The following is an 18595-nucleotide window of genomic DNA, read 5'->3' as shown; positions in this document are numbered from 1 at the left end:
CTAATGACGGAAATTTCGACCTGGCTAACAGAAAACTTTAATAATCGGGAGCTAGCTGGCGCAGTCTGGTTAATTGCTTTTCTCCTTCTGTTTTCCCTTCGAAAGGAGGTGAGGAAGGGGATTTGGGGCATTGTGCAAGCGCTATGTTCGCCAAAACTCCTGATCGTCTTTGGAGCATTTTCTGCTAATGTTGCCGTTCTCGCTTGGCTCGGCTTGCGGTTAGGAGTTTGGGAAACAGGGCTCTTGGCTGCCACGATAGTCTGGTACTTCATCGGTGGCCTCCCACTTTTGACGAGATCGTTTGATGCGAAGGAGGACGCGCAGCACTTTCGTGGCTATGCCAAGGATGCCCTGAGTGGAACGGCTATCCTTGAATTTCTTTATGTCGCAAAAACCTTTAGCTTCATCGTAGAGCTGCTCTTGGTCCCGGTGGTGACTTTTCTGGGAATGCTTGTTGTTTTCTCGGAGCGGCAGAAAGAACACGCCAAGGTAAACGCCTTCCTTTCGATCATACTTGCGATCTTTGTGCTTGCGGTCGTCTGGTACTCCGTATCACAAGTTCTGGATGAGCCGGACACGTTCTTCACTACAACAACCTTCCGCGCTTTTCTGTTACCCATCTACTTCACAGTTCTCTCGATTCCATTCTTCTACCTCCTACATTGCTACTCCCACATCGAGGGGGCTCGAATCCAGATTGACTTGAAGACCTTTCAATCTGATGAGGTAAAGGCCTACGCCAGAAGGCGGTTCTTTCTGATATTTCCACTTAGACCGTGGCTGTTGAGAAGGGCTGTGCGACAATTTCACATTCTGCCTGCACGAGACAAAGAGGACGTTGATAAGATCATCAGCGACATTCTGAAGTACGAGCGAACGGCTGAAGCGCCACCGTTCGTGGACCCATCCACAGGCTGGAGCCCGTTTCTAGCAAGAGACTTCCTTACTGAAGAAGGGATGAGAACTGGTGACTACCATCAAGGTTATGACAGTAACGAATGGTGGTCTGGCGTTACCTCAAAGGAATTAGACGACAGTATTCTACCTAGCACGGTCAATTTTTCCTTTTCTGGCGTCGCAGGACGAGTAACACAGCTAAAGTTGCGTGCCCATTTCTTGGATGATTTCATCACAGAGGCCGCCCTGGAAGAGTTCTCGCGCCTGTCCCAGTTACTGATAGAACGTGCTGTAGAAGATGCCAAATCGGAGGATGTGATGGAAAAAATCCGCACGCGCCAAGCCTTCAAAGCGACTTTGGGAAGTACGGCGATTGAACTTTCACAAGAGCGTTTTTCAGACGGGAAAGGCTTCGACTTGGTCCTCGATATCGCAATATCAGCCGATCCGGTTGGCAAGCAGGAGACCTGACATGAGCCAAAAGAGAGAACTTTTTGAGGGTTTTCACGACCGAATGAATACTGCCATCGAGAGCAAGTTCTATCTCGAGGCGTCGTGGTACGCCTATGCGATTATCGAAGATAGACTGGTGTCCATGCTGCGTCAGAGCGGTGGTATTGGTTACAATGGCAGCTCAAACCCGATTAGGATGCTTGGAAAGAAGGTTGATGAACTGAAGACTCGCGCTGAAACTGACAAGCTCTTAGACGCATACCTGGAGCCCCAAAGCATTTTCGATTGGGCTGAGCAGCGAAATAGGCTCATGCATGCCATGGCAGATGGTGCCTTTTCGCAGGCTGAGATTGACAAACAGGCCTACCTCTTGGCGTTGAATGGACGTGATTTGGTGAAAAAGGTTTCCGCTGCTGCAATGCGCCTGAAAAAGCATCGCAGTAAGGTTCGGTAGGCTCCAGAGTTGTGTTCTACCTTCGACAAGGTGACGACATACAGTCTGCGCAGGGTTAGCTTCCATGGAATTGTCTGGATGAAGTCCTCATGGGGTATCGGTGGGAGCAGGAAAGCTCCCCTGATCGCTGATCAATCGGGCGTTTCGAATGTGCTAAGGTACGAGGGCAAACCTCCAAGTCTGACGAGCTGGTTTCAAGGGGTGGCGAAAGACCCTTTGATCATGATCCATCTTTGACAAGATGGCGCGCATTCAATCCGCGTAGGGTTGGTCAGGTTTTCTAAGGCCCTGAAAGGTCTTGGATCGATGGGTTTGGGAGAGCGAAGTCTCCCATATGGCTCTGGAATGGGTTCGATGCCCTTCACAGAGCCAAGAGCCGGAGGGATGCAACGGGAACGCGCAGCGGGTTCCCTTGCCAAGATGTGCTGTACTACAGCACACATCTTGCGTCAGCTCTTAACCCCGCAGTTCGAACAATAACCTACACGGTTGTCACAAGTGTACCAGCGCTCTCAAGTGCCACTTCATCTGTCAGCCCTGTGACACCTTCCAGCGTGGCAATCTGCGTACCCGCGCCGAAGCTTCCCGAGCCTGTGATGTCTACTTTGATGATGCTGTTGGCACCGCTATCGGTGATCTCGACAAAGTCTGTAATCACGTCGTTCTGGTCATCGTAGATGCCGGATAGAAGATCGGACAAGTCGATCTTGTCGGCCTGTGTCGTGTGGTCAAAATCCTTGATGATATCGCTCGTTGAAAACGCACTTCCGCTTTCAAATGCAAAGGTGTCATCGCCGCCCTGACCCCAGAGAATATCTAGGCCTCCAGCAGCGTAGAGGGTGTCGTTTCCATCACCGCCAAGAAGCGTATCACTGTCAGTGTCCGTACCGCCGCGCAGGGTGTCATTCCCGTCCTGACCGTAGATCAAATCAATGCCTGAATCACCGTTCAGGATGTCATTGCCATTGTTGCCCCAGATTGTATCGCTATCAGCACCACCATTGATGGTGTCGTTGCCGTCACCGCCGGATAGAACATCGTTTCCGGCATCGCCGAAAATCTGATCATCGCCAGCACCAACAAAGCCTGCGGTGTTGTTGATATCATCTCCGGCTATCGTGTCATTGCCATTGCCTCCATGCAGAACATCATCGGCTGCGTAGCCATAAATCCAGTCCGTGCCATCTCCGCCATAGACCGTATCAACCGCTTCATTGCCGTAAATCTGGTCGTTGCCGCCATCGCCATAGAGCGTATCCGCACCGCCGTTTCCAGCGAGGATGTCTTCGCCATCACCACCGTGCAGGATGTCGTCATCGTCATTCCCGTAGATGATGTCATTGCCACCGTCGCCCCAGATTTCATCCTGACCGCCGCCGCCATAGATCGTGTCTACATCGTCACCGCCATAGAGAAAATCGTCGCCGCCGCTGCCCGCGATAGTGTCTTGTCCGGCTCCACCGTAGATGATGTCGCCTGCATCATTGCCTGAGCTATTCGTGAAGTCACCATACAGGGTGTCATTGCCTGCATCGCCATGAATGGTGTCGGCACCCGCGCCGCCCCAGATCGTATCATCGTCATCGCCGCCGTGGATGGTGTCATCACCCGCACCGCCAGCAATCGTATCATTGCCAGCATCGCCGTAGATGGTGTCATTGCCTGCGCCAACATATCCGGCAGCATTGGCTGTATCGTCGCCGTAGAGGAAGTCATCGCCTGCACCGCCATAAAGGATATCTGCGCCAGCCCATCCATTGATCGTATCGTTGCCGCCTTCACCGCGTAGGGTATTTGCAATCGACCCGCCGTGGATCGTATCGGCAAAAGCTGATCCTGTGGCGTTTTCAATTGAGACAAAGGTGTCGACCCCAAGTGCACCAGATGACAGATTGTTGGTAAGATCAACTGTCACACCGCCAGTAGCGTTTATGTAAGAAATGGTGTCAAATCCATCACCTCCGTTAACTTCATCGTCTCCTGCTGATCCGATAACAGTATCGTCTCCGGAAAAAGAATGAATCTTGTCATTCGATGATGTTCCAGTGATGCTTGCATCGTTTCCTGATGTCCCGACAGTGTAATCGCTTTGATTTACTACGTAGTCAAAGGTGATCTCCTCACCGCCTTTGAAGCGAACTAGTTCAAATCGATAGTCTGAGTTTAGGTAGTAGTCCTCAAAGATAATGTCGCTTTTGCTGAATCCATTTTTTGTAGCGCGAACGTTGAGATCATTCCCATTTTGAGAAGGTGTGAATACAATAGTACTGATGAAGTTGTTGTCGTCGCTTAAGTCCCAGATATCAAATCCACCTTCATCAAAGTAAGTCTGTGAGTTCCCGTTAAAGCCACCAATTTTCTGAGCATAAGTGTCGTCACCTGTACCATAGTCTTTTACCTGAATATCGTGTCCGTGAATCGAGTGAAGATCATCTCCACTCAAATCAGTCACCCTGACATCAGCGTAATATCCTGCACCACCATGAAATTGATCATTCCCCGCGCCGCCCTCAATGTTTGATGTGGTTATGGCAGTGTTATCCCCTTGATCAATATTTATGAAATCGTTTCCAGACCCACCATCAATGTTATAAGTATTCGCAAAGCCGTCTCTAATCATGTTAATTGTGTCATTTCCGGCGCCGCCGAAAACACTGTCCGAGCCTTTTAACCAAATGCGGTCATCTCCGTCGTCACCATAGATAACGTCATTTCCAGATGCACCTAAGTTGTTATCACCGTATAAGAAGTCATTACCAGAGCCGCCGTACAGGGTATCATCACCATCCTCGCCGTATAACCAATCGGTTCCGCTCCCGCCGTAAAGTGTGTCGTTGTTCAATCCACCGAAAAAATTGTCGTTGCCGTCATATCCATGAAGAACATCGTCGCCTGCACCACCAGTCAAGCGATTGCTCAAATCGTTACCGTGAATTGTATCGGCTAATGAAGTACCTACTGCATCCTCGATCTTCGCGTTGTACGCGACAGCAACGTTATCAACGGCTAGACCTACGCCACGGCCACCGTTCCAAGTGCTGTCTGCGGCCTTTCCAATCGAACTGAAATGCCCTTCACGCAGGTCGATAGTCACACCATCGACGTATGCTGAAGCGTCGATGGTATCTGTGCCGTTTCCATCCCAGATGGTGTAGATGAAGGCGTCATTTACCGTCGTTCCGAAACCTTGGCCTTCCTTGTATGTGTCGTTTCCAGAGCGTGTGGACGTGTTTGCACCGTAAATCTCATGCAGTGCGGCTATGTCGTATAGTTGGAGTCCTGTGGCATACACGCTGTTAGAAGGCGTTGTGGTGTCTTCCATACCCGGCAAAGGCTCGTACGACGTAACTGTATATTTGTTACTGTCCTTTGTTCCACCAAACAGCGTGCCAGCTTGAACATCCACGCCAAGTGTATGAAGCATTTCTTCATGGATAACCTGCCAGCTATATTCCCCGGCAACAATAGCATCACCACTGTCGTTGCCATCAGCAGACCACGAAGCAAGATTTGCATTTATCGAGATATCGCCGTGAAGGTCTTGAGACGCGCCGCTTGTATAAAGGTAGGTCGCAGCTGATACGTTCGGCACTGATGCAAAAAACGCAGAAGTCTGCTGCATTATTACGACGTCAGCCACACCAACAGTATTTTCAGAAAAATTAATGTCGGCAACATTTTGGAAGCTCACTGCGTAAGGGTCACCATTCAATAAAACTGAACTGAACGCTGTTTTAATGTATTCCTTGTCGGACGAACCCGTAAGCGCCTCGGTTTCATTGACTGTTCCGGACAAGTAAGTTCCGGTGAAGTCATTAGTTTCATCGAAGAACGCGAATGATATATTGTATGTACCGCCCGTCTTCTGAAAGTTAAATGGCGATGTTGTCCAATTTTTCACATTTGAAGAGCTATCTTTATACTTTAATTCTTGAATTTCACTGGTCGGGTAAGTCATCTCGATTCTCTCTTTCTCTTTTTAACTTATGTTCAAATCCATGATTTAGGACAGCTCCATCCAAATGATCTGCATTTTGGGGATTGTTTGGATCATTGTTTATCGATGCATCATCAATACTAATCTGTTTTGCGTGAAAGGAGCTGTACGTATTCAGGTATATATAAGATGCTGCAAGTACCGAAATTACCGCAGTAGCGAATAGTAATATTTTGAGTTTTGTACTCATCAAAGTTCTCTCTTTTTTATTTTATTGGAGTTCCGTCTGCGTTTCGCGGGGTGTGATTGTCTATGTATGCCCATGGCTGATCGACATTGGGCTGCCGTTCGATTCCTAAAAAGTATCGAACTTCTTTGATCTGCCAGATCGCGAGTAGGCATAGCGCTAGGCTAATGATGATTGTGACTGAAGCTTTTTTTGCTCGTGACATTGATCCCCCATAGTTTTTGCAACGATAGAATGCCTTTTTGAAAACACGCGATCAATCAATGCGTGTTTTGTGCCTTTCGGAAGCTGTGGATAGAATTGGGTATTCACCAGTGAGTTTGGGTTTCTACTGCTTCAATTTCGGCGGCGCGAGCAGATGGGAAGTGGATTTCAAAACTCAAGAGTGAAGCAGGTAAACATGCAAGTCCATCTACTCTGATCACGCAATCTCTACTTGGGACGAGTGTCCAGCCGAGATTCTATTGAAATTATTATTTTTCATCATACCGTTTAGTCGCGGGGGCGACGTCTACCGACGTTAATTGAAAAAACAAACCAACCAATCCGGACAATTTCCTTTGTCCGGAAACCCTCTCGCTCGACCTGAATTTGGGCCACGTATTCTTGGAGCAGTTTCATGTACGGTCACGGACCGCAACCACAAAGCCCACTTACGGGCGCGCTGAACTGGCTCGCAAAAGTCGGAGCCTTTATGGCGATGCTGCTATGTGCGCCGTATCTGAACGAAGCGACGCAGGGCTTTGTCATTGACGTCGCCAGCGGTTCATACCCGCGCGAAGTGGTGCGCGTGATCGGGTTCCTGTGGATGTGTGCGTGTTTTCCGCTGTGCTTCTTCTGCGTCCATGCATTTCTGAATGTGCTGCTGACGATTGGTATCGTGAAGGCCGGATCGCGGGGGCGGCGATGATCCATTATCACGATCATCCCTATGGTTCGGCTTCGCTAGCGCATCCAGACGATGTGCTGCGCGCCTTCCGCGATAGAGGCGGCATGCCCTTCGCCTTTATGGGGCGGCGCATGCTGACGCATTCGACTTCGGCGGGAGCGCTGCTGGTGAGCGGTGCTGGCGCGGGAAAGTTCACGACTGTGCTTTCTCACATGCTGGCCGCCAAGGGCCGCAATGGTGGACCAGTGCGTATGGCGATTGTCGATCCCAAGGGCGAAATGGCTGCTGTTATCGGACCCGGTCTCATCCATCGCAGAGCGAAGGTCTACACGATCAATCCGTTTGGTCTGCATGGCTTTTTCAATCACCGGATCAATCTGTGGGCACATCTGGTTCCCAATAGCCCAACACTTGTGGCGGATTGCAGGAGTGCAGCCGAACAACTCATTGCTCTGAGTGGTGGCGGCAATGCGCAATATTTTGAATTAAGAGGGCAGGATTGGATTGAAGCGTTCATTCGCGGCCTTGTCTATTTGGAGGGGGAAGCGTCTCACTTACGCCTCTTCGAGGTCGTCAATCTGATCCGTGCCAGTATCGATGCATGGGAACAGCTTAGCGAAACGATAGCCCGCCGAGGCAGCTTTGATCTGCACTCTACATACAAGGAGATGATCACTGACGCGCGGGAAAGTCCGCGCCTGTTTAGCTCGGTCATGGGCGTGATCTCCAACGCGATGACAAAGTTCAGCGATCCGCGCCTGCAAGATACCTTCGTGAGTACAGCGGCCAGTGACTTCGATCTGTCTGTCCTGACCGAAGACAGCGACGATGATATCTACGTCTTCTTCGTGATCCCCGTCGAGTTGATGGCGAGCTACGCGATGCTGGCGCGCCAGTTCTTCTCGACTATTCGCGTCCTCAAGCAGCGCAAACCTTCTGCGCCTGTCATTGATCTGGTCTGTGACGAAGCGGCCTTGCTCGGCAATTACGAAGATGCGGCTGTACTCTACACTGCGGGCCGTGGCTTCGGCCTGTCACCCTTCTTTGTGTATCAGAGCCTTTCGCAGATTGAGCGCAATCTGGGTCCAACGGGCGTGTCCACGCTTATGGCCAGCTCTGATCTCAAGATATTCTTGGGCGGCGGTGTGTCGGATGAAAGGACAGCCACGCAGATCAGCCGCATACTGGGGCAGCAAACCCTGCATCTGCCTGATCCGCTTGTGCAAGAGCGCGCCGCGCGCGGCATGGACGAGCTAACCCATAGCGTCCTGTTTGAGGGCACTGATCCGGTGCGTGCTGGCCTCGCCATGCGTGCGCTGGAAGAAGAGATGCACCACACGCGCAAAATTGCGCGGGCGCTGATGACGCCCGATGAGATTATCAACCTGCCCAAAAACAAGGCCCTGATCCTGCCATCGGGCTATGACTGCGATCCGTTCATTGCAGACAAGGTGCCTTACTTCGTCTTGCGCGCTTATGCGGGACGGTACTTTCCCAATCCTTACTTCGATGCGGACCTGAACTCACTTTGGGTGCGCACATTCTGGGGCACGTGGCAACGCCGTGTGGTCCGTGAAGCTGTGCCGAAAGCCTTCGCGGAATTCCCCCAATACCAAAACGGCGAGTGGCAATTCATCACGGGCTATCGGCCCAAAACCTAAGAAAGGAACCAAATAAATGAGAAGAAAAGAAGAACTTACTGTGTGCGTTCCGCCGCACGCCAAAGTGAAAAAGAAAGTCGGTCCGAAAGAGCGCGCTTTTTTGCTTGGAGGCGGCCTGTTCAACACCGTGGGAGGCGTTTGGCTGCTTTCCATCAATGAAGTGCCTGCGGGCATGCTCTGTCTGACCTTTGGGCTTCTCGGCCTCATCGTTGGGCGCAAGCGTACCAAGCGAATGTACTGACAAAAACACTTCCCACGCGCTCGAACACTTTCGGGCGCGTGGTACCCAACGTTCAACAACAAACCAAGAAAGCGAGCAGACTATGAAAGAGTTCTTCAAGCGGCTGATGCGCCGCGACGTACAAAAATACATCCTCAAGGATTTGGAATCCCAGCTCACCTATACGCTCGGATTAGGCGGCATTGCCGGGATCGGAGTCATCGTTCACTTTGATGCAGCTCCGGCAGCACTTCCGGTTTTCATGCTGACGATCCTCGCGATTGATCACTCCTATAAATGCGACAACGAGGCCGCGTCTCTGAGGGCCATTGTCGCCAAAAATGATCAGGATCGAGCACTCAAATTGCAGGCTTGCCGCGATCAGCGCAGCTTCGAGCAAGAGAGGTAAATTTGCATGTGTAGATTAGCGAGTGGTAAAATAGGAATTGAGGGTCCGGGTGTAGCGCAGGCGCGTAGCCGTCTGCAAAGGATTTTCATCCTTGATGTGACCCATAATCCGGTGCGCGAGGACTGCGCCGTCAAGCCGGAAGCAGTGCAGAACAAAACAACCACGATCACGTGCCAGCTCATGCGGCCAACGGGCCACAGAGATTGCGATCTCGCATGCGGTAAGGAGGTGGAGTGATGGATGGCTCAGATTTTGATCGCAGCACCTTGCTGCAAGATTTTGAGGCGACTGCGGGGCAAAAGACGCTTGAGGTCGATGTCGCGCGCTATGACCATATGCTTGAGAACTCCGGTCTCACGCCAGAACAAAGGCGTCAGACCTTAGAAGCGCTGTGGTCCATCATTGTTACCTTTGTCGAACTTGGCTATGGCGTTCATCCCGCGCAGCAAGTCTGTGGAAAAGACGAAAAACTCTCCGAACTGTGGGACAAGGCGGACTCCGATGCTGTAGAATACGACGAAATCAAATCAGAAGAAGATCGTGATGACACACCAAGCGCAGACGAGCGCGAAGTGTGAGAAAGGAAGGAGTCATGAATGCCAAAACTGTACAGAGCGGCATAATACCAAAGGCACTGATTTATTGCCGTGTTTCCTCGGCCAAACAGCGCACCGAAGGTGGTGGCTTGCAAAGTCAGGAGCAGCGCTGCCGCAAATATGCAGAAGAGAATGGCTGGGAGGTCGAGACAGTCTTCCCGGATGACGTGTCCGGTGGCGGAGACTTTATGGACCGCCCCGGTATGCGCGCCATGCTGGCCTATCTCGATGCGAAGAAAGGCGAGCCTTATGTGGTCATCTTTGATGATCTGAAGCGCTTTGCCCGTGATACGGAGTTTCATTTGAAGCTGCGCCGTGAGCTTGCGATGCGCGGTGCAGACGTCAAATGCCTGAACTTCGAGTTTCAGGATACGCCAGAGGGCCGTTTCTTTGAAACTGTCATGGCTGCATCCGGTGAGATGGAACGCCAGCAAATGGCGCGGCAAAACCACCAAAAGAGCTATGCGCGGATGGAAATGGGTCTCTGGGTGTTTCGTGCGCCTGTTGGCTACAAGTATGTGCCGGACAAGCTCCACGGCGGCAAGAAGCTGATACGCGACGAGCCTCTGGCATCTGTCGTTCGCCAAGCGCTGGAGGGCTATGCCAGCGGGCATTTCGCTTCTCAGGCAGAAGTGCAGCGCTTTTTGGAAGCTGATCCGCATTTCCCGAAGGACAAGCCGGATGGCACGCTGCGCCCTATGACCGTCAATCGGCTTTTGAAGAAAGTTGTATATGCAGGCTATGTTGAAGCGCCCAAATGGGGGATTTCGATCCGGAAAGGCAAGCATGAAGGCTTGATCTCCTTTGAAACCCATCAGCGCATCCTTGATACGATTGAAGGCAAGAAACGCCGTCCGGCGGCGCGCAAGGATTACAATGAAGACTTCCCTCTACGCGGCTTTGTGAAATGCGCCTGCTGCGGCAATTCCATGACGGCGGCATGGTCCAAGGGCAAAACCAAGACTTATGCCTATTATCGTTGTGAGACGCGCGGCTGTGAGGCCAAGAGCAAGTCTGTGCGGCGTCGGGTTTTGCATGATAGCTTTGGAGACATCCTCAAATCGCTCCAGCCCTCAAAGGAGCTGTTTGCCATCGCCAAGAAGATGCTGTGCGATGCTTGGGAGATGCGCGGCGAAGAAGCTCGTAAGGCGAAGCATGCTTTCACCTGCCAGCTCAAGGATATCGAAAAGCAGATCGGGCGCTTGTTGGATCGTGTGGTCGAAGCCACCAACCCGCGCGTCGTCCAGACTTACGAAAACAAGATCGATGAGCTGGAACGCCGGAAGATTCTTCTGAGCGAAAAAGCCTCCAACGTCGTCCCGCCAAAGGGAGGGCTGGAGGACTGTATGGAACTCACTTTGAAGTTTCTGGCAAGTCCTTGGTATGTTTACCAAAATGGCAGCTTTGCAACACGCCAGACTATACTCAGATTGGCGTTTTCTAACCCACTTTTCTATGACCGAAATGATGGGTATGGAACACCAGAATTATCCATACCTTTCAAGGTGTTAACAGATTTAACAGATCAGAAAAGCAAGATGGTGCTGCTGGAGAGAATTGAACTCTCGACCTCTCCCTTACCAAGGGAGTGCTCTACCTCTGAGCTACAGCAGCATCGTGGGCGGGTGATTAGACGCAAACGAAACGCGGCGCAAGGGTATCTGGACGGTTTTTTTCGCCTCCTGTAGAGAAAGACCATGGCAAAGAAAAATGCACAAAAAAATCACGGCAAATCCGGGAATGCGCGCGAAGAACGCCTGAAGGCTGCGTTAAAGGCGAATATGGCGCGGCGTAAGGCGCAGGCTAAGGCGCGGGCCGCTTCCGGAAACAAAGCCGACAAAGACGAGGGATAAGAGCAGATGGATTCGATTCTGGTGACGGGCAACGGCCCGCTGAACGGACAAATTCCGATTGCTGGGGCCAAGAATGCGTGTTTGACGCTGATGCCCGCGACGCTTCTCAGCGAAGACCCGCTGACGCTGACCAATGCGCCGCGGCTGAGCGACATCAAGACCATGACTGCTTTGCTGCAATCACTGGGGGCCGAGGTGTCTTCGTTGCAAGACGGGCAGGTGATCGCCATGTCGAGCCACAACCTGACCAGCCAGACTGCCGAATATGACATTGTGCGCAAAATGCGCGCTTCCAATCTGGTGCTGGGCCCGCTTTTGGCGCGGTTTGGGCAGGCGGTTGTATCACTGCCCGGCGGATGTGCGATTGGTGCGCGCCCCATGGATCTGCACGTGGAAGGGCTTGAGGCACTGGGTGCTGAAATTGAGCTGAAAGACGGTTATTTACACGCTAAGGCTCCGGGCGGACTGAAAGGCGCGGTGCATGAGATGCGCTTTGCCTCGGTCGGGGCGACCGAGAACATCGTCATGGCGGCAACACTTGCCAAAGGCACCACCGTTCTGAAAAACGCCGCGCGCGAGCCCGAGATTGTCGATCTGGTCGATTGCCTCCGCAAAATGGGGGCGCAGATCGCGGGTGAGGGGACCTCGACCATCGAAATTCAAGGCGTGGATCGGTTGCACGGGGCGACCCATCAGGTTGTGACCGACCGGATCGAGCTGGGCACATATATGCTGGCCCCGGCCATCTGCGGTGGCGAGGTCGAATTGCTGGGCGGGCGCATGTCGCTGGTCGAATCGTTCGCGGCCAAACTGGACGCGGCGGGTGTAAGCGTTGAAGAAACCCAAATGGGCCTGAAAGTGGCGTGCAAGAACGGGCGCGTGACAGCCGTGGATGTGGTCACCGAACCCTTCCCGGGCTTCCCTACCGACCTTCAGGCCCAGATGATGGCGCTGATGTGTACGGCCGAGGGCACCTCGGTCTTGGAGGAGCGTATATTCGAGAACCGCTTTATGCATGCGCCTGAGCTTGTTCGCATGGGAGCGCAGATCGAGGTGCATGGAGGAACAGCGACTGTGACGGGTGTTGAGCGTTTGAAGGGCGCGCCTGTCATGGCGACAGACCTGCGCGCTTCGGTTTCGCTGATCCTGGCAGGACTTGCCGCCGAGGGTGAGACCACGGTAAGTCGGGTCTACCATCTGGATCGTGGCTATGAACATGTGGTGCGCAAACTGGAAGGTGTGGGTGCCAAAATCGAACGGATCAAGGGCGAATGACAGACGCAAGTTTCGAAGACGGGCGCGAGGCCCCATTGAACCTGGGGGCCGAGGATGCAGATGATCTGCAGGTCATCTCGACCCTGTCGCAAGACGCTGTGTTCCCGGTGACCGAGATGAGATGGCAGCCCTCGCAACGGCGTTTTGGGTTGCTTTTGAACCGGTTCCGGTGGGAGGATAAGGACGCGGCTGCCCGTCGCGACCGCCCGTTTGAGCGTGTGCAGTCTGTGCTGGTTTTTGATTCAGTCTTGTCAGTCTCCAGCCAGGGCATAGATCGCAGCGACAAAGATATGATTTTGTCGCTGCTGTCCGTCGATTTTGAGCCCGGTGAAGATGGGTCCGGACTGATCTTGCTGACCTTGGCGGGGGATGGTGCAATCCGGCTGAAGGTCGAAGCGATCGATGCAACGCTGAAGGATGTGACACGCCCTTATCTGGCGCCCTCAGGGCAGGCTCCGCATCATCCAGAATAAGCGCGGCATATCGCAGGCGTTCGTGAATACCGCCCAAAAGCCGGTTCTGCGCCGTGCCACCGTGTTCGACGTGTTTCAGATGAGCCGGTTGTTGATCCGGTCCATTACCCATCTGTGTGCGGCGGATCATGGAAACGATCCGCGCCTTATATCGCTCTGGACGGCCAACAAAGACCCGCAGAGCATTCGGGGCTGGGTACAATCCGGTTCCGAGCTTTGGGTGGCTGAGTTGAGCGGTCAGATTGCCGCTGTTGGCGGTGTTCGGCAGGGCACGAAGGTTTCGCTGCTTTATGTTGATCCAGGATACATCCGACGCGGCATTGGGCGTGCTTTGCTGGCACGGTTAGAGCAGGAGCTTGCAGATCGGGGATGCCTGCAGGCTTCCTTGGAGGCCACGCATACCGCGCGCGCGTTTTATCTGCGCGATGGTTGGGCGCAGACCGGCGCACCCGAAGAATGGCATGGGATGACCCAATTCCCGATGCGCAAATCGTTGCACCACGCCAAGAAGGGTTGAGACCTGCTGGCCCCAGCGATATGTCCGCTTGGAACGTTTCGGAGTGCCAGATCATGCCCGTTTTCCTTGAGACCACATCGCCCGAGTTTGAAGCCGCCTTTCAAACTCTGCTGTCTGCCAAGCGCGAAGACAGCCCGGACGTGGACGCGGTTGTGGCCGAAATCATCGAAGATGTACGAGCGCGCGGTGATGCAGCGATCATTGAACTGACCGCCAAGTTCGACCGGTTGGACCTGACACCAGATACGCTGGCGTTCAGCGCGGCTAAGATCGCGGACGCTGTAGAACAGGTCTCTGCCGAAGATCGAGCCGCGCTGGAATTGGCTGCGGCTCGTATCCGGGCCTATCACGAGCGGCAGATGCCGTCTGATCAAAGTTGGACGGATGAAAGCGGTGCGACGCTGGGTTGGCGTTGGTCCGCGGTCTCTGCGGCGGGCCTCTATGTGCCGGGTGGGCTGGCATCCTACCCGTCATCCGTGCTGATGAACGCGATTCCGGCCAAGGTGGCGGGTGTTGATCGGTTGGCGATTGCAGTGCCCACGCCGGATGGGCAGGTCAATCCGCTTGTCCTGCTGGCTGCGCAATTGTCAGGTGTGGATGAGATCTACCGGATTGGTGGCGCACAGGCCATCGCCGCGCTGGCCTACGGGACGCAGACCATTGCTGCTGTGGACAAGATAACGGGGCCTGGAAACGCATTCGTTGCTGCCGCCAAACGGAGGGTGTTCGGCAAGGTTGGCATCGACATGATTGCGGGACCATCGGAGATTCTGGTGATCGCAGACAAGGACAATGATCCGGATTGGATCGCCTTGGACCTGCTCAGCCAAGCGGAACACGACGAAAGCGCCCAGTCGATCTTGATCACAGATGATGCCGCCTTTGGTCAGGCCGTTGCGCAGGCGGTTGAAAAACGTCTGGAAACCTTGCAGCGGCGTGAGATTGCGGGGGTCAGCTGGCGGGATTTCGGGGCTGTCATTACCGTGCGCGATTTGACTGAGGCTGCGACCTTGTCAAACCGCATCGCACCCGAACACCTTGAGCTTTGCGTGGCAGACCCGGTGGCGCTGAGCGAAAAGACCATCCACGCCGGAGCGATTTTCCTGGGGCAATACACGCCCGAAGCCATTGGCGACTATGTCGGTGGGCCGAACCACGTTTTGCCCACGGCACGCTCGGCACGGTTTTCATCGGGTCTGAGCGTCATGGACTTTCTCAAGCGAACGACGCTCAGCCAGATGACACCCGCAGCCCTGCGTGCCATCGGCCCGGCGGCTGAGCAACTGGCACAGTCTGAAAGCCTTGAGGCGCATGGGCTGTCTGTCAGCGCGCGTTTGAATCGGTTGAATGGATGAGGTGACGCAAAGGCGTATCGAAAGCGTAGCGTGGATACATTGCCGAACGATATCGCTTGTTATAGGTCTGGGCGGACGACAAGGAATGTGACCGTAAAGATGACCCGTATTTCGCATATCGAACTGGATGACCGTAACCTGCCCCCGCCGACCCCAGAGATCGAGCAGGAGCGTAAGGTTGCCATCTTTGATCTGCTGGAAGACAACAGCTTTGCCCTGCCCGCACGTGACGATCGTGCTGTTCCAGACGGACCATACCATCTGCACTTATCGATCCGTGACAAACGTCTGGTTTTCGACATCGCCACCGAAGGCAGCGAGAAAGCGGCCGAGTTCCACCTATCGCTTGGACCCTTTCGACAGGTGGTCAAAGACTACTTCCAGATCTGCGAGAGCTATTTCAACGCGGTTAAGACCTTGCCACCTAGCCAGATCGAGACCATCGACATGGCCCGGCGCGGTATCCACAACGAAGGCAGCCGCGTTTTGCAGGAGCGGCTTGAAGGTAAGGCCGATGTGGACACCGACACTGCCCGCCGCCTGTTCACGCTGATCTGCGTGTTGCATTTCGGGGGGTAACGCGTGAAGCCTCTGCCGCAGTCGGTCCTGTTTTGTTGCGACCACAACTCGGTTCGGTCCCCGATGGCCGAAGGCATCATGAAGAAATTTTACGGCACCGGCACATACGTACAATCCGCTGGGGTCTACAATGATCTGGAAATCGACGGTTTCTGCATTTCGGTCTGTCATGAGATAGATGTTGAGCTATCGCGCCATCGCTCGCGGTCGTTTGATGAGATGCAGGAATGGGGTGATGACCTCAGTTCCTTTGATCTGATTGTCGCTCTGTCGCCCGCAAGCCAGCGCAAAGCGCTGGAACTAACGCGGGTTTTTCATTTGGATGTCGATTATTGGCCAATAATGGACCCTACCGGGATGGGTGAGACGCGCGAGACCAAGCTACACCACTACCGACAGACCCGCGATCAGATCATCAAACATCTGAAGGACCGCTGGGGTGAACCTACGGAGTGACCCATGAACCAGACCGTCAAAACCTATTTCGATGCCTTCAACGCGGGGGAAGTGGACGGCATGCTCGCCTGCTTGTCCGATGATGTGGCCCATCACGTGAACGAAGGCCAAATCCGTGTGGGCAAAGAAAAGTTTGCGGCTTTCTGCGCCCATATGAATCGCTGCTACAAGGAAAACCTGACCGATATCGTGGTCTTCGAGGCCGAAGGCGGCACGCGCGCGGCGGCAGAGTTCATCGTAAACGGCACCTATCTGGAAACCGACGCAGGGTTGCCGGATGCCCACGGTCAGACCTATCGCCTGCCGGCCGGGTCGTTCTTCGATCTGAAAGACGGTAAAATCACGCGCGTCACTACTTTCTACAACCTTGCGGATTGGACCAAGCAGGTCTCGAGTGGCTGAGGTCACCGCGGTCCGCGCCCTGACCGGAGCGGCGCTTGAGGCTGCTCTGGACGACGTGGCACGCCTGCGGATCGAGGTGTTTCGGGCTTGGCCGTACTTGTACGACGGTGATCTGGAGTATGAGCGGACGTATCTGCAATCCTACCGCGACAGTGACAGGGCCATCGTTGTTGGCGCGTTTGATGAGGATCGTCTGGTTGGTGCGTCAACCGGCGCACCGTTGATGGATCACGCCGACGATTTCGCGGCGGCATTCGATGGCACGGCTCTGGACTTGTCGCAGATCTTCTATTGTGCGGAATCTGTCCTGTTATCTGACTATCGCGGGCAGGGCGTCGGGCATAAATTCTTTGATTTGCGCGAAGCTCATGCCCGGGAACTGGGCTTCGCCAAATGCGCTTTTTGTGGTGTGCAACGCCCAGCGGATCATCCGCTCAGACCCAAAAACTACCGACCGCTAGATGGGTTCTGGCGCGCGCGAGGATATGAGCCTTTGCAGGGTGTAATCGCGCAGTTTTCGTGGAAGGATATCGGGGAAGAGGGCGAAACGCTCAAGCCGTTGCAGTTTTGGATCAAACGTCTTTGAGACGATTGCGGATCACGTTTATGTCCTTGGATGATGATACGCTACCGTCCGGTATCTGGTTTCTTTTAGGATATGAGTAACAAAGCCCATGATGGGTCTGTCTCAGGTTCTTTGTCGTGTCTTTGTGCGAGAGGTTCGTAATGAAAGTCGCCACTGCTGCATATAACCTTGAATGGCTCGATAGCTGGGCGCAATACGAGGATAAGCTGGATCGTTGGGTTTCGGATGCCGCTGAGCAGGGCGCTGAGTTACTGGTGTTCCCAGAATACGGCGCGATGGAGCTGTCTACGTTGGATGGTGCGGACGTCGCCGCTGACCTCGAACGATCAATTCGCGCGGTCTCGGACCGGGTGCAAGAGGTGCAGGCCCTGCATCAGCGTCTCTCTCAGGCGTACAATACTCATATACTGGGCGCGTCAGCCCCGGTTGCGAGTAACGCAGGTCGCCCCGTGAACCGCGCGGTGCTTTATACGCCAAACGGTCGGCATGATCATCAGGACAAGCAGATCATGACCCGGTTCGAGCGCGAAGAGTGGGACATCGCCCCCGGTGGACCGCTCAAACTGTTCGATACCGCGCTGGGCAAGATCGGCATTCTGATCTGCTATGACAGTGAGTTTCCTTTGCTGGGCCGCGTCCTGAAAGAAGCGGATATTATCCTGGTCCCCTCCTGCACCGAGGCGCTTTCGGGGTACTGGCGGGTCCGCATCGGGGCGATGTCGCGTGCATTGGAAAACCAATGCGTGACGGTGATGGCCTCGTTGGTTGGTAACAATGACTGGTCCGAAGCAGTGGATATGAACACCGGCACAGGCGGCATCTTCGGCCCGCCCGACAAAGGGTTTCCGCAGACCGGCGTTCTGGCCGAGGGTACTCTGAACCAGCCCGGCTGGACCTACGCCGACATCAATCTGGGCGCCATCGCCAACGTCCGCGAGGATGGGCATGTCCTAAACCGCGCGCATTGGGACGAGCAAAACCCTCGAGCCGAAACGGTCACAATCTCAACGCTTTAATGATTCTGGCCTTGAAATAAGGCCGAAATAGGCTCATTTAGGCGCACATCCTCGCAGATTCTGCGAGTGCAACCTAACGATGGAGACAACATGGCCAAGGAAGATACGCTCGAATTTCCCGGTGTCGTGAAGGAACTCCTGCCTAATGCGACGTTTCGGGTCGAGCTGGAAAACGGCCATGAGATCATCGCACATACGGCAGGAAAGATGCGCAAGAACCGCATCCGTGTTCTGGCTGGCGACAAGGTTCAGGTCGAGATGACCCCCTATGATCTGACCAAGGGTCGGATCAATTATCGCTTCAAGTAACGCTCTAACCA

Annotated in this window: 20 protein-coding genes, 1 tRNA gene and 1 pseudogene; 19 read left to right on the top strand and 3 right to left on the bottom strand. The window is 53.9% G+C overall.

Annotated features, from left to right (window positions below; all coding sequences use genetic code 11):
- Window positions 1–3: 3 nt before the first annotated feature.
- Together ACR0JE_RS16830 and ACR0JE_RS16825 are read left to right on the top strand one after the other, a co-directional pair.
- The gene (locus ACR0JE_RS16830; protein ID WP_480865001.1) at window positions 4–1368 is read left to right on the top strand and encodes a hypothetical protein; all 1365 of its coding nucleotides are present in this window, start codon (window positions 4–6) and stop codon (window positions 1366–1368) included.
- A 1-nt stretch (window position 1369) separates the two neighbouring features.
- Window positions 1370–1804 (top strand): hypothetical protein, encoded by a 435-nt coding sequence (locus ACR0JE_RS16825; RefSeq protein ID WP_480865000.1) that lies wholly within the window; start codon window positions 1370–1372, stop codon window positions 1802–1804.
- Between the two features lie 481 nt (window positions 1805–2285).
- Here ACR0JE_RS16825 and ACR0JE_RS16820 read toward each other — a convergent pair whose 3' ends face one another.
- Together ACR0JE_RS16820 and ACR0JE_RS16815 are read right to left on the bottom strand one after the other, a co-directional pair.
- Window positions 2286–5762 carry a type I secretion C-terminal target domain-containing protein gene (locus ACR0JE_RS16820; protein WP_480864999.1) on the bottom strand — a complete coding sequence of 1159 codons (3477 nt, stop codon included), beginning with the start codon at window positions 5760–5762 and terminating at the stop codon, window positions 2286–2288.
- Window positions 5743–5991: a hypothetical protein gene (locus ACR0JE_RS16815; protein ID WP_480864998.1), complete on the bottom strand. Its 249-nt coding sequence runs from the start codon at window positions 5989–5991 to the stop codon at window positions 5743–5745. The genes ACR0JE_RS16820 and ACR0JE_RS16815 overlap by 20 nt, the downstream gene beginning before the upstream one ends.
- Window positions 5992–6607: 616 nt before the next feature.
- Here ACR0JE_RS16815 and ACR0JE_RS16810 point away from each other — a divergent pair.
- The 6 genes and pseudogenes from ACR0JE_RS16810 to ACR0JE_RS16785 form a co-directional block, all read left to right on the top strand.
- Window positions 6608–6898, top strand: a complete 291-nt coding sequence (locus ACR0JE_RS16810; RefSeq protein WP_480864997.1) for a hypothetical protein — start codon at window positions 6608–6610, stop codon at window positions 6896–6898.
- Entirely contained in the window at window positions 6895–8538 is a 1644-nt protein-coding gene (locus tag ACR0JE_RS16805) for a type IV secretory system conjugative DNA transfer family protein (protein ID WP_480864996.1), read from the top strand. The genes ACR0JE_RS16810 and ACR0JE_RS16805 overlap by 4 nt, the downstream gene beginning before the upstream one ends.
- Before the next feature lie 16 nt (window positions 8539–8554).
- The gene (locus ACR0JE_RS16800; protein WP_480864995.1) at window positions 8555–8779 is read left to right on the top strand and encodes a hypothetical protein; all 225 of its coding nucleotides are present in this window, start codon (window positions 8555–8557) and stop codon (window positions 8777–8779) included.
- Between the two features lie 82 nt (window positions 8780–8861).
- Window positions 8862–9167, top strand: coding sequence for a hypothetical protein (locus ACR0JE_RS16795; RefSeq protein WP_480864994.1), 306 nt, complete (start codon window positions 8862–8864; stop codon window positions 9165–9167).
- A gap of 236 nt (window positions 9168–9403) precedes the next feature.
- Complete coding sequence (locus ACR0JE_RS16790) at window positions 9404–9745, top strand: hypothetical protein (RefSeq protein WP_480864993.1); 342 nt, start codon at window positions 9404–9406, stop codon at window positions 9743–9745.
- 14 nt (window positions 9746–9759) lie between these two features.
- A pseudogene (locus tag ACR0JE_RS16785) lies at window positions 9760–10791 on the top strand (recombinase family protein); the annotation flags it as partial.
- Between the two features lie 511 nt (window positions 10792–11302).
- Here ACR0JE_RS16785 and ACR0JE_RS16780 read toward each other — a convergent pair.
- Window positions 11303–11377 (bottom strand) — tRNA-Thr (locus ACR0JE_RS16780).
- An 83-nt stretch (window positions 11378–11460) separates the two neighbouring features.
- Between ACR0JE_RS16780 and ACR0JE_RS16775 the strand changes: the two genes are divergently transcribed.
- The 11 genes from ACR0JE_RS16775 (at window position 11461) to infA (ending at window position 18584) form a co-directional block, all read left to right on the top strand.
- Window positions 11461–11616, top strand: coding sequence for a hypothetical protein (locus ACR0JE_RS16775; protein ID WP_480864992.1), 156 nt, complete (start codon window positions 11461–11463; stop codon window positions 11614–11616).
- A 6-nt stretch (window positions 11617–11622) separates the two neighbouring features.
- Entirely contained in the window at window positions 11623–12891 is a 1269-nt protein-coding gene (murA, locus tag ACR0JE_RS16770; protein ID WP_480864991.1) for a UDP-N-acetylglucosamine 1-carboxyvinyltransferase, read from the top strand.
- Window positions 12888–13364: a DUF2948 family protein gene (locus ACR0JE_RS16765; protein ID WP_480864990.1), complete on the top strand. Its 477-nt coding sequence runs from the start codon at window positions 12888–12890 to the stop codon at window positions 13362–13364. The genes murA and ACR0JE_RS16765 overlap by 4 nt, the downstream gene beginning before the upstream one ends.
- A 22-nt stretch (window positions 13365–13386) precedes the next feature.
- Window positions 13387–13881, top strand: coding sequence for a GNAT family N-acetyltransferase (locus ACR0JE_RS16760; RefSeq protein WP_480828203.1), 495 nt, complete (start codon window positions 13387–13389; stop codon window positions 13879–13881).
- 53 nt (window positions 13882–13934) lie between these two features.
- Window positions 13935–15236 carry a histidinol dehydrogenase gene (gene hisD, locus ACR0JE_RS16755; protein ID WP_480864989.1) on the top strand — a complete coding sequence of 434 codons (1302 nt, stop codon included), beginning with the start codon at window positions 13935–13937 and terminating at the stop codon, window positions 15234–15236.
- 99 nt (window positions 15237–15335) lie between these two features.
- Complete coding sequence (locus ACR0JE_RS16750) at window positions 15336–15815, top strand: UPF0262 family protein (protein ID WP_480545088.1); 480 nt, start codon at window positions 15336–15338, stop codon at window positions 15813–15815.
- Window positions 15816–15818: 3 nt separating this feature from the next.
- Window positions 15819–16271 carry an arsenate-mycothiol transferase ArsC gene (locus ACR0JE_RS16745; RefSeq protein ID WP_170536457.1) on the top strand — a complete coding sequence of 151 codons (453 nt, stop codon included), beginning with the start codon at window positions 15819–15821 and terminating at the stop codon, window positions 16269–16271.
- A 3-nt stretch (window positions 16272–16274) separates the two neighbouring features.
- Window positions 16275–16673: a ketosteroid isomerase-related protein gene (locus ACR0JE_RS16740; protein ID WP_480864988.1), complete on the top strand. Its 399-nt coding sequence runs from the start codon at window positions 16275–16277 to the stop codon at window positions 16671–16673.
- Window positions 16666–17259, top strand: a complete 594-nt coding sequence (locus ACR0JE_RS16735; RefSeq protein WP_480864987.1) for a GNAT family N-acetyltransferase — start codon at window positions 16666–16668, stop codon at window positions 17257–17259. Before ACR0JE_RS16740 ends, ACR0JE_RS16735 begins: the two co-directional genes overlap by 8 nt.
- Window positions 17260–17399: 140 nt before the next feature.
- On the top strand, window positions 17400–18275 hold the full coding sequence (locus tag ACR0JE_RS16730) for a carbon-nitrogen hydrolase family protein (RefSeq protein ID WP_480864986.1): 876 nt from the start codon (window positions 17400–17402) through the stop codon (window positions 18273–18275).
- Between the two features lie 90 nt (window positions 18276–18365).
- Window positions 18366–18584 carry a translation initiation factor IF-1 gene (gene infA, locus ACR0JE_RS16725; protein WP_005978431.1) on the top strand — a complete coding sequence of 73 codons (219 nt, stop codon included), beginning with the start codon at window positions 18366–18368 and terminating at the stop codon, window positions 18582–18584.
- Window positions 18585–18595: the final 11 nt, after the last annotated feature.

This window comes from Ruegeria sp. H3, from assembly GCF_056533095.1.
Note: the sequence above shows the minus strand (reverse complement) of the source record. Positions and strands in the feature narration are given on the sequence as shown.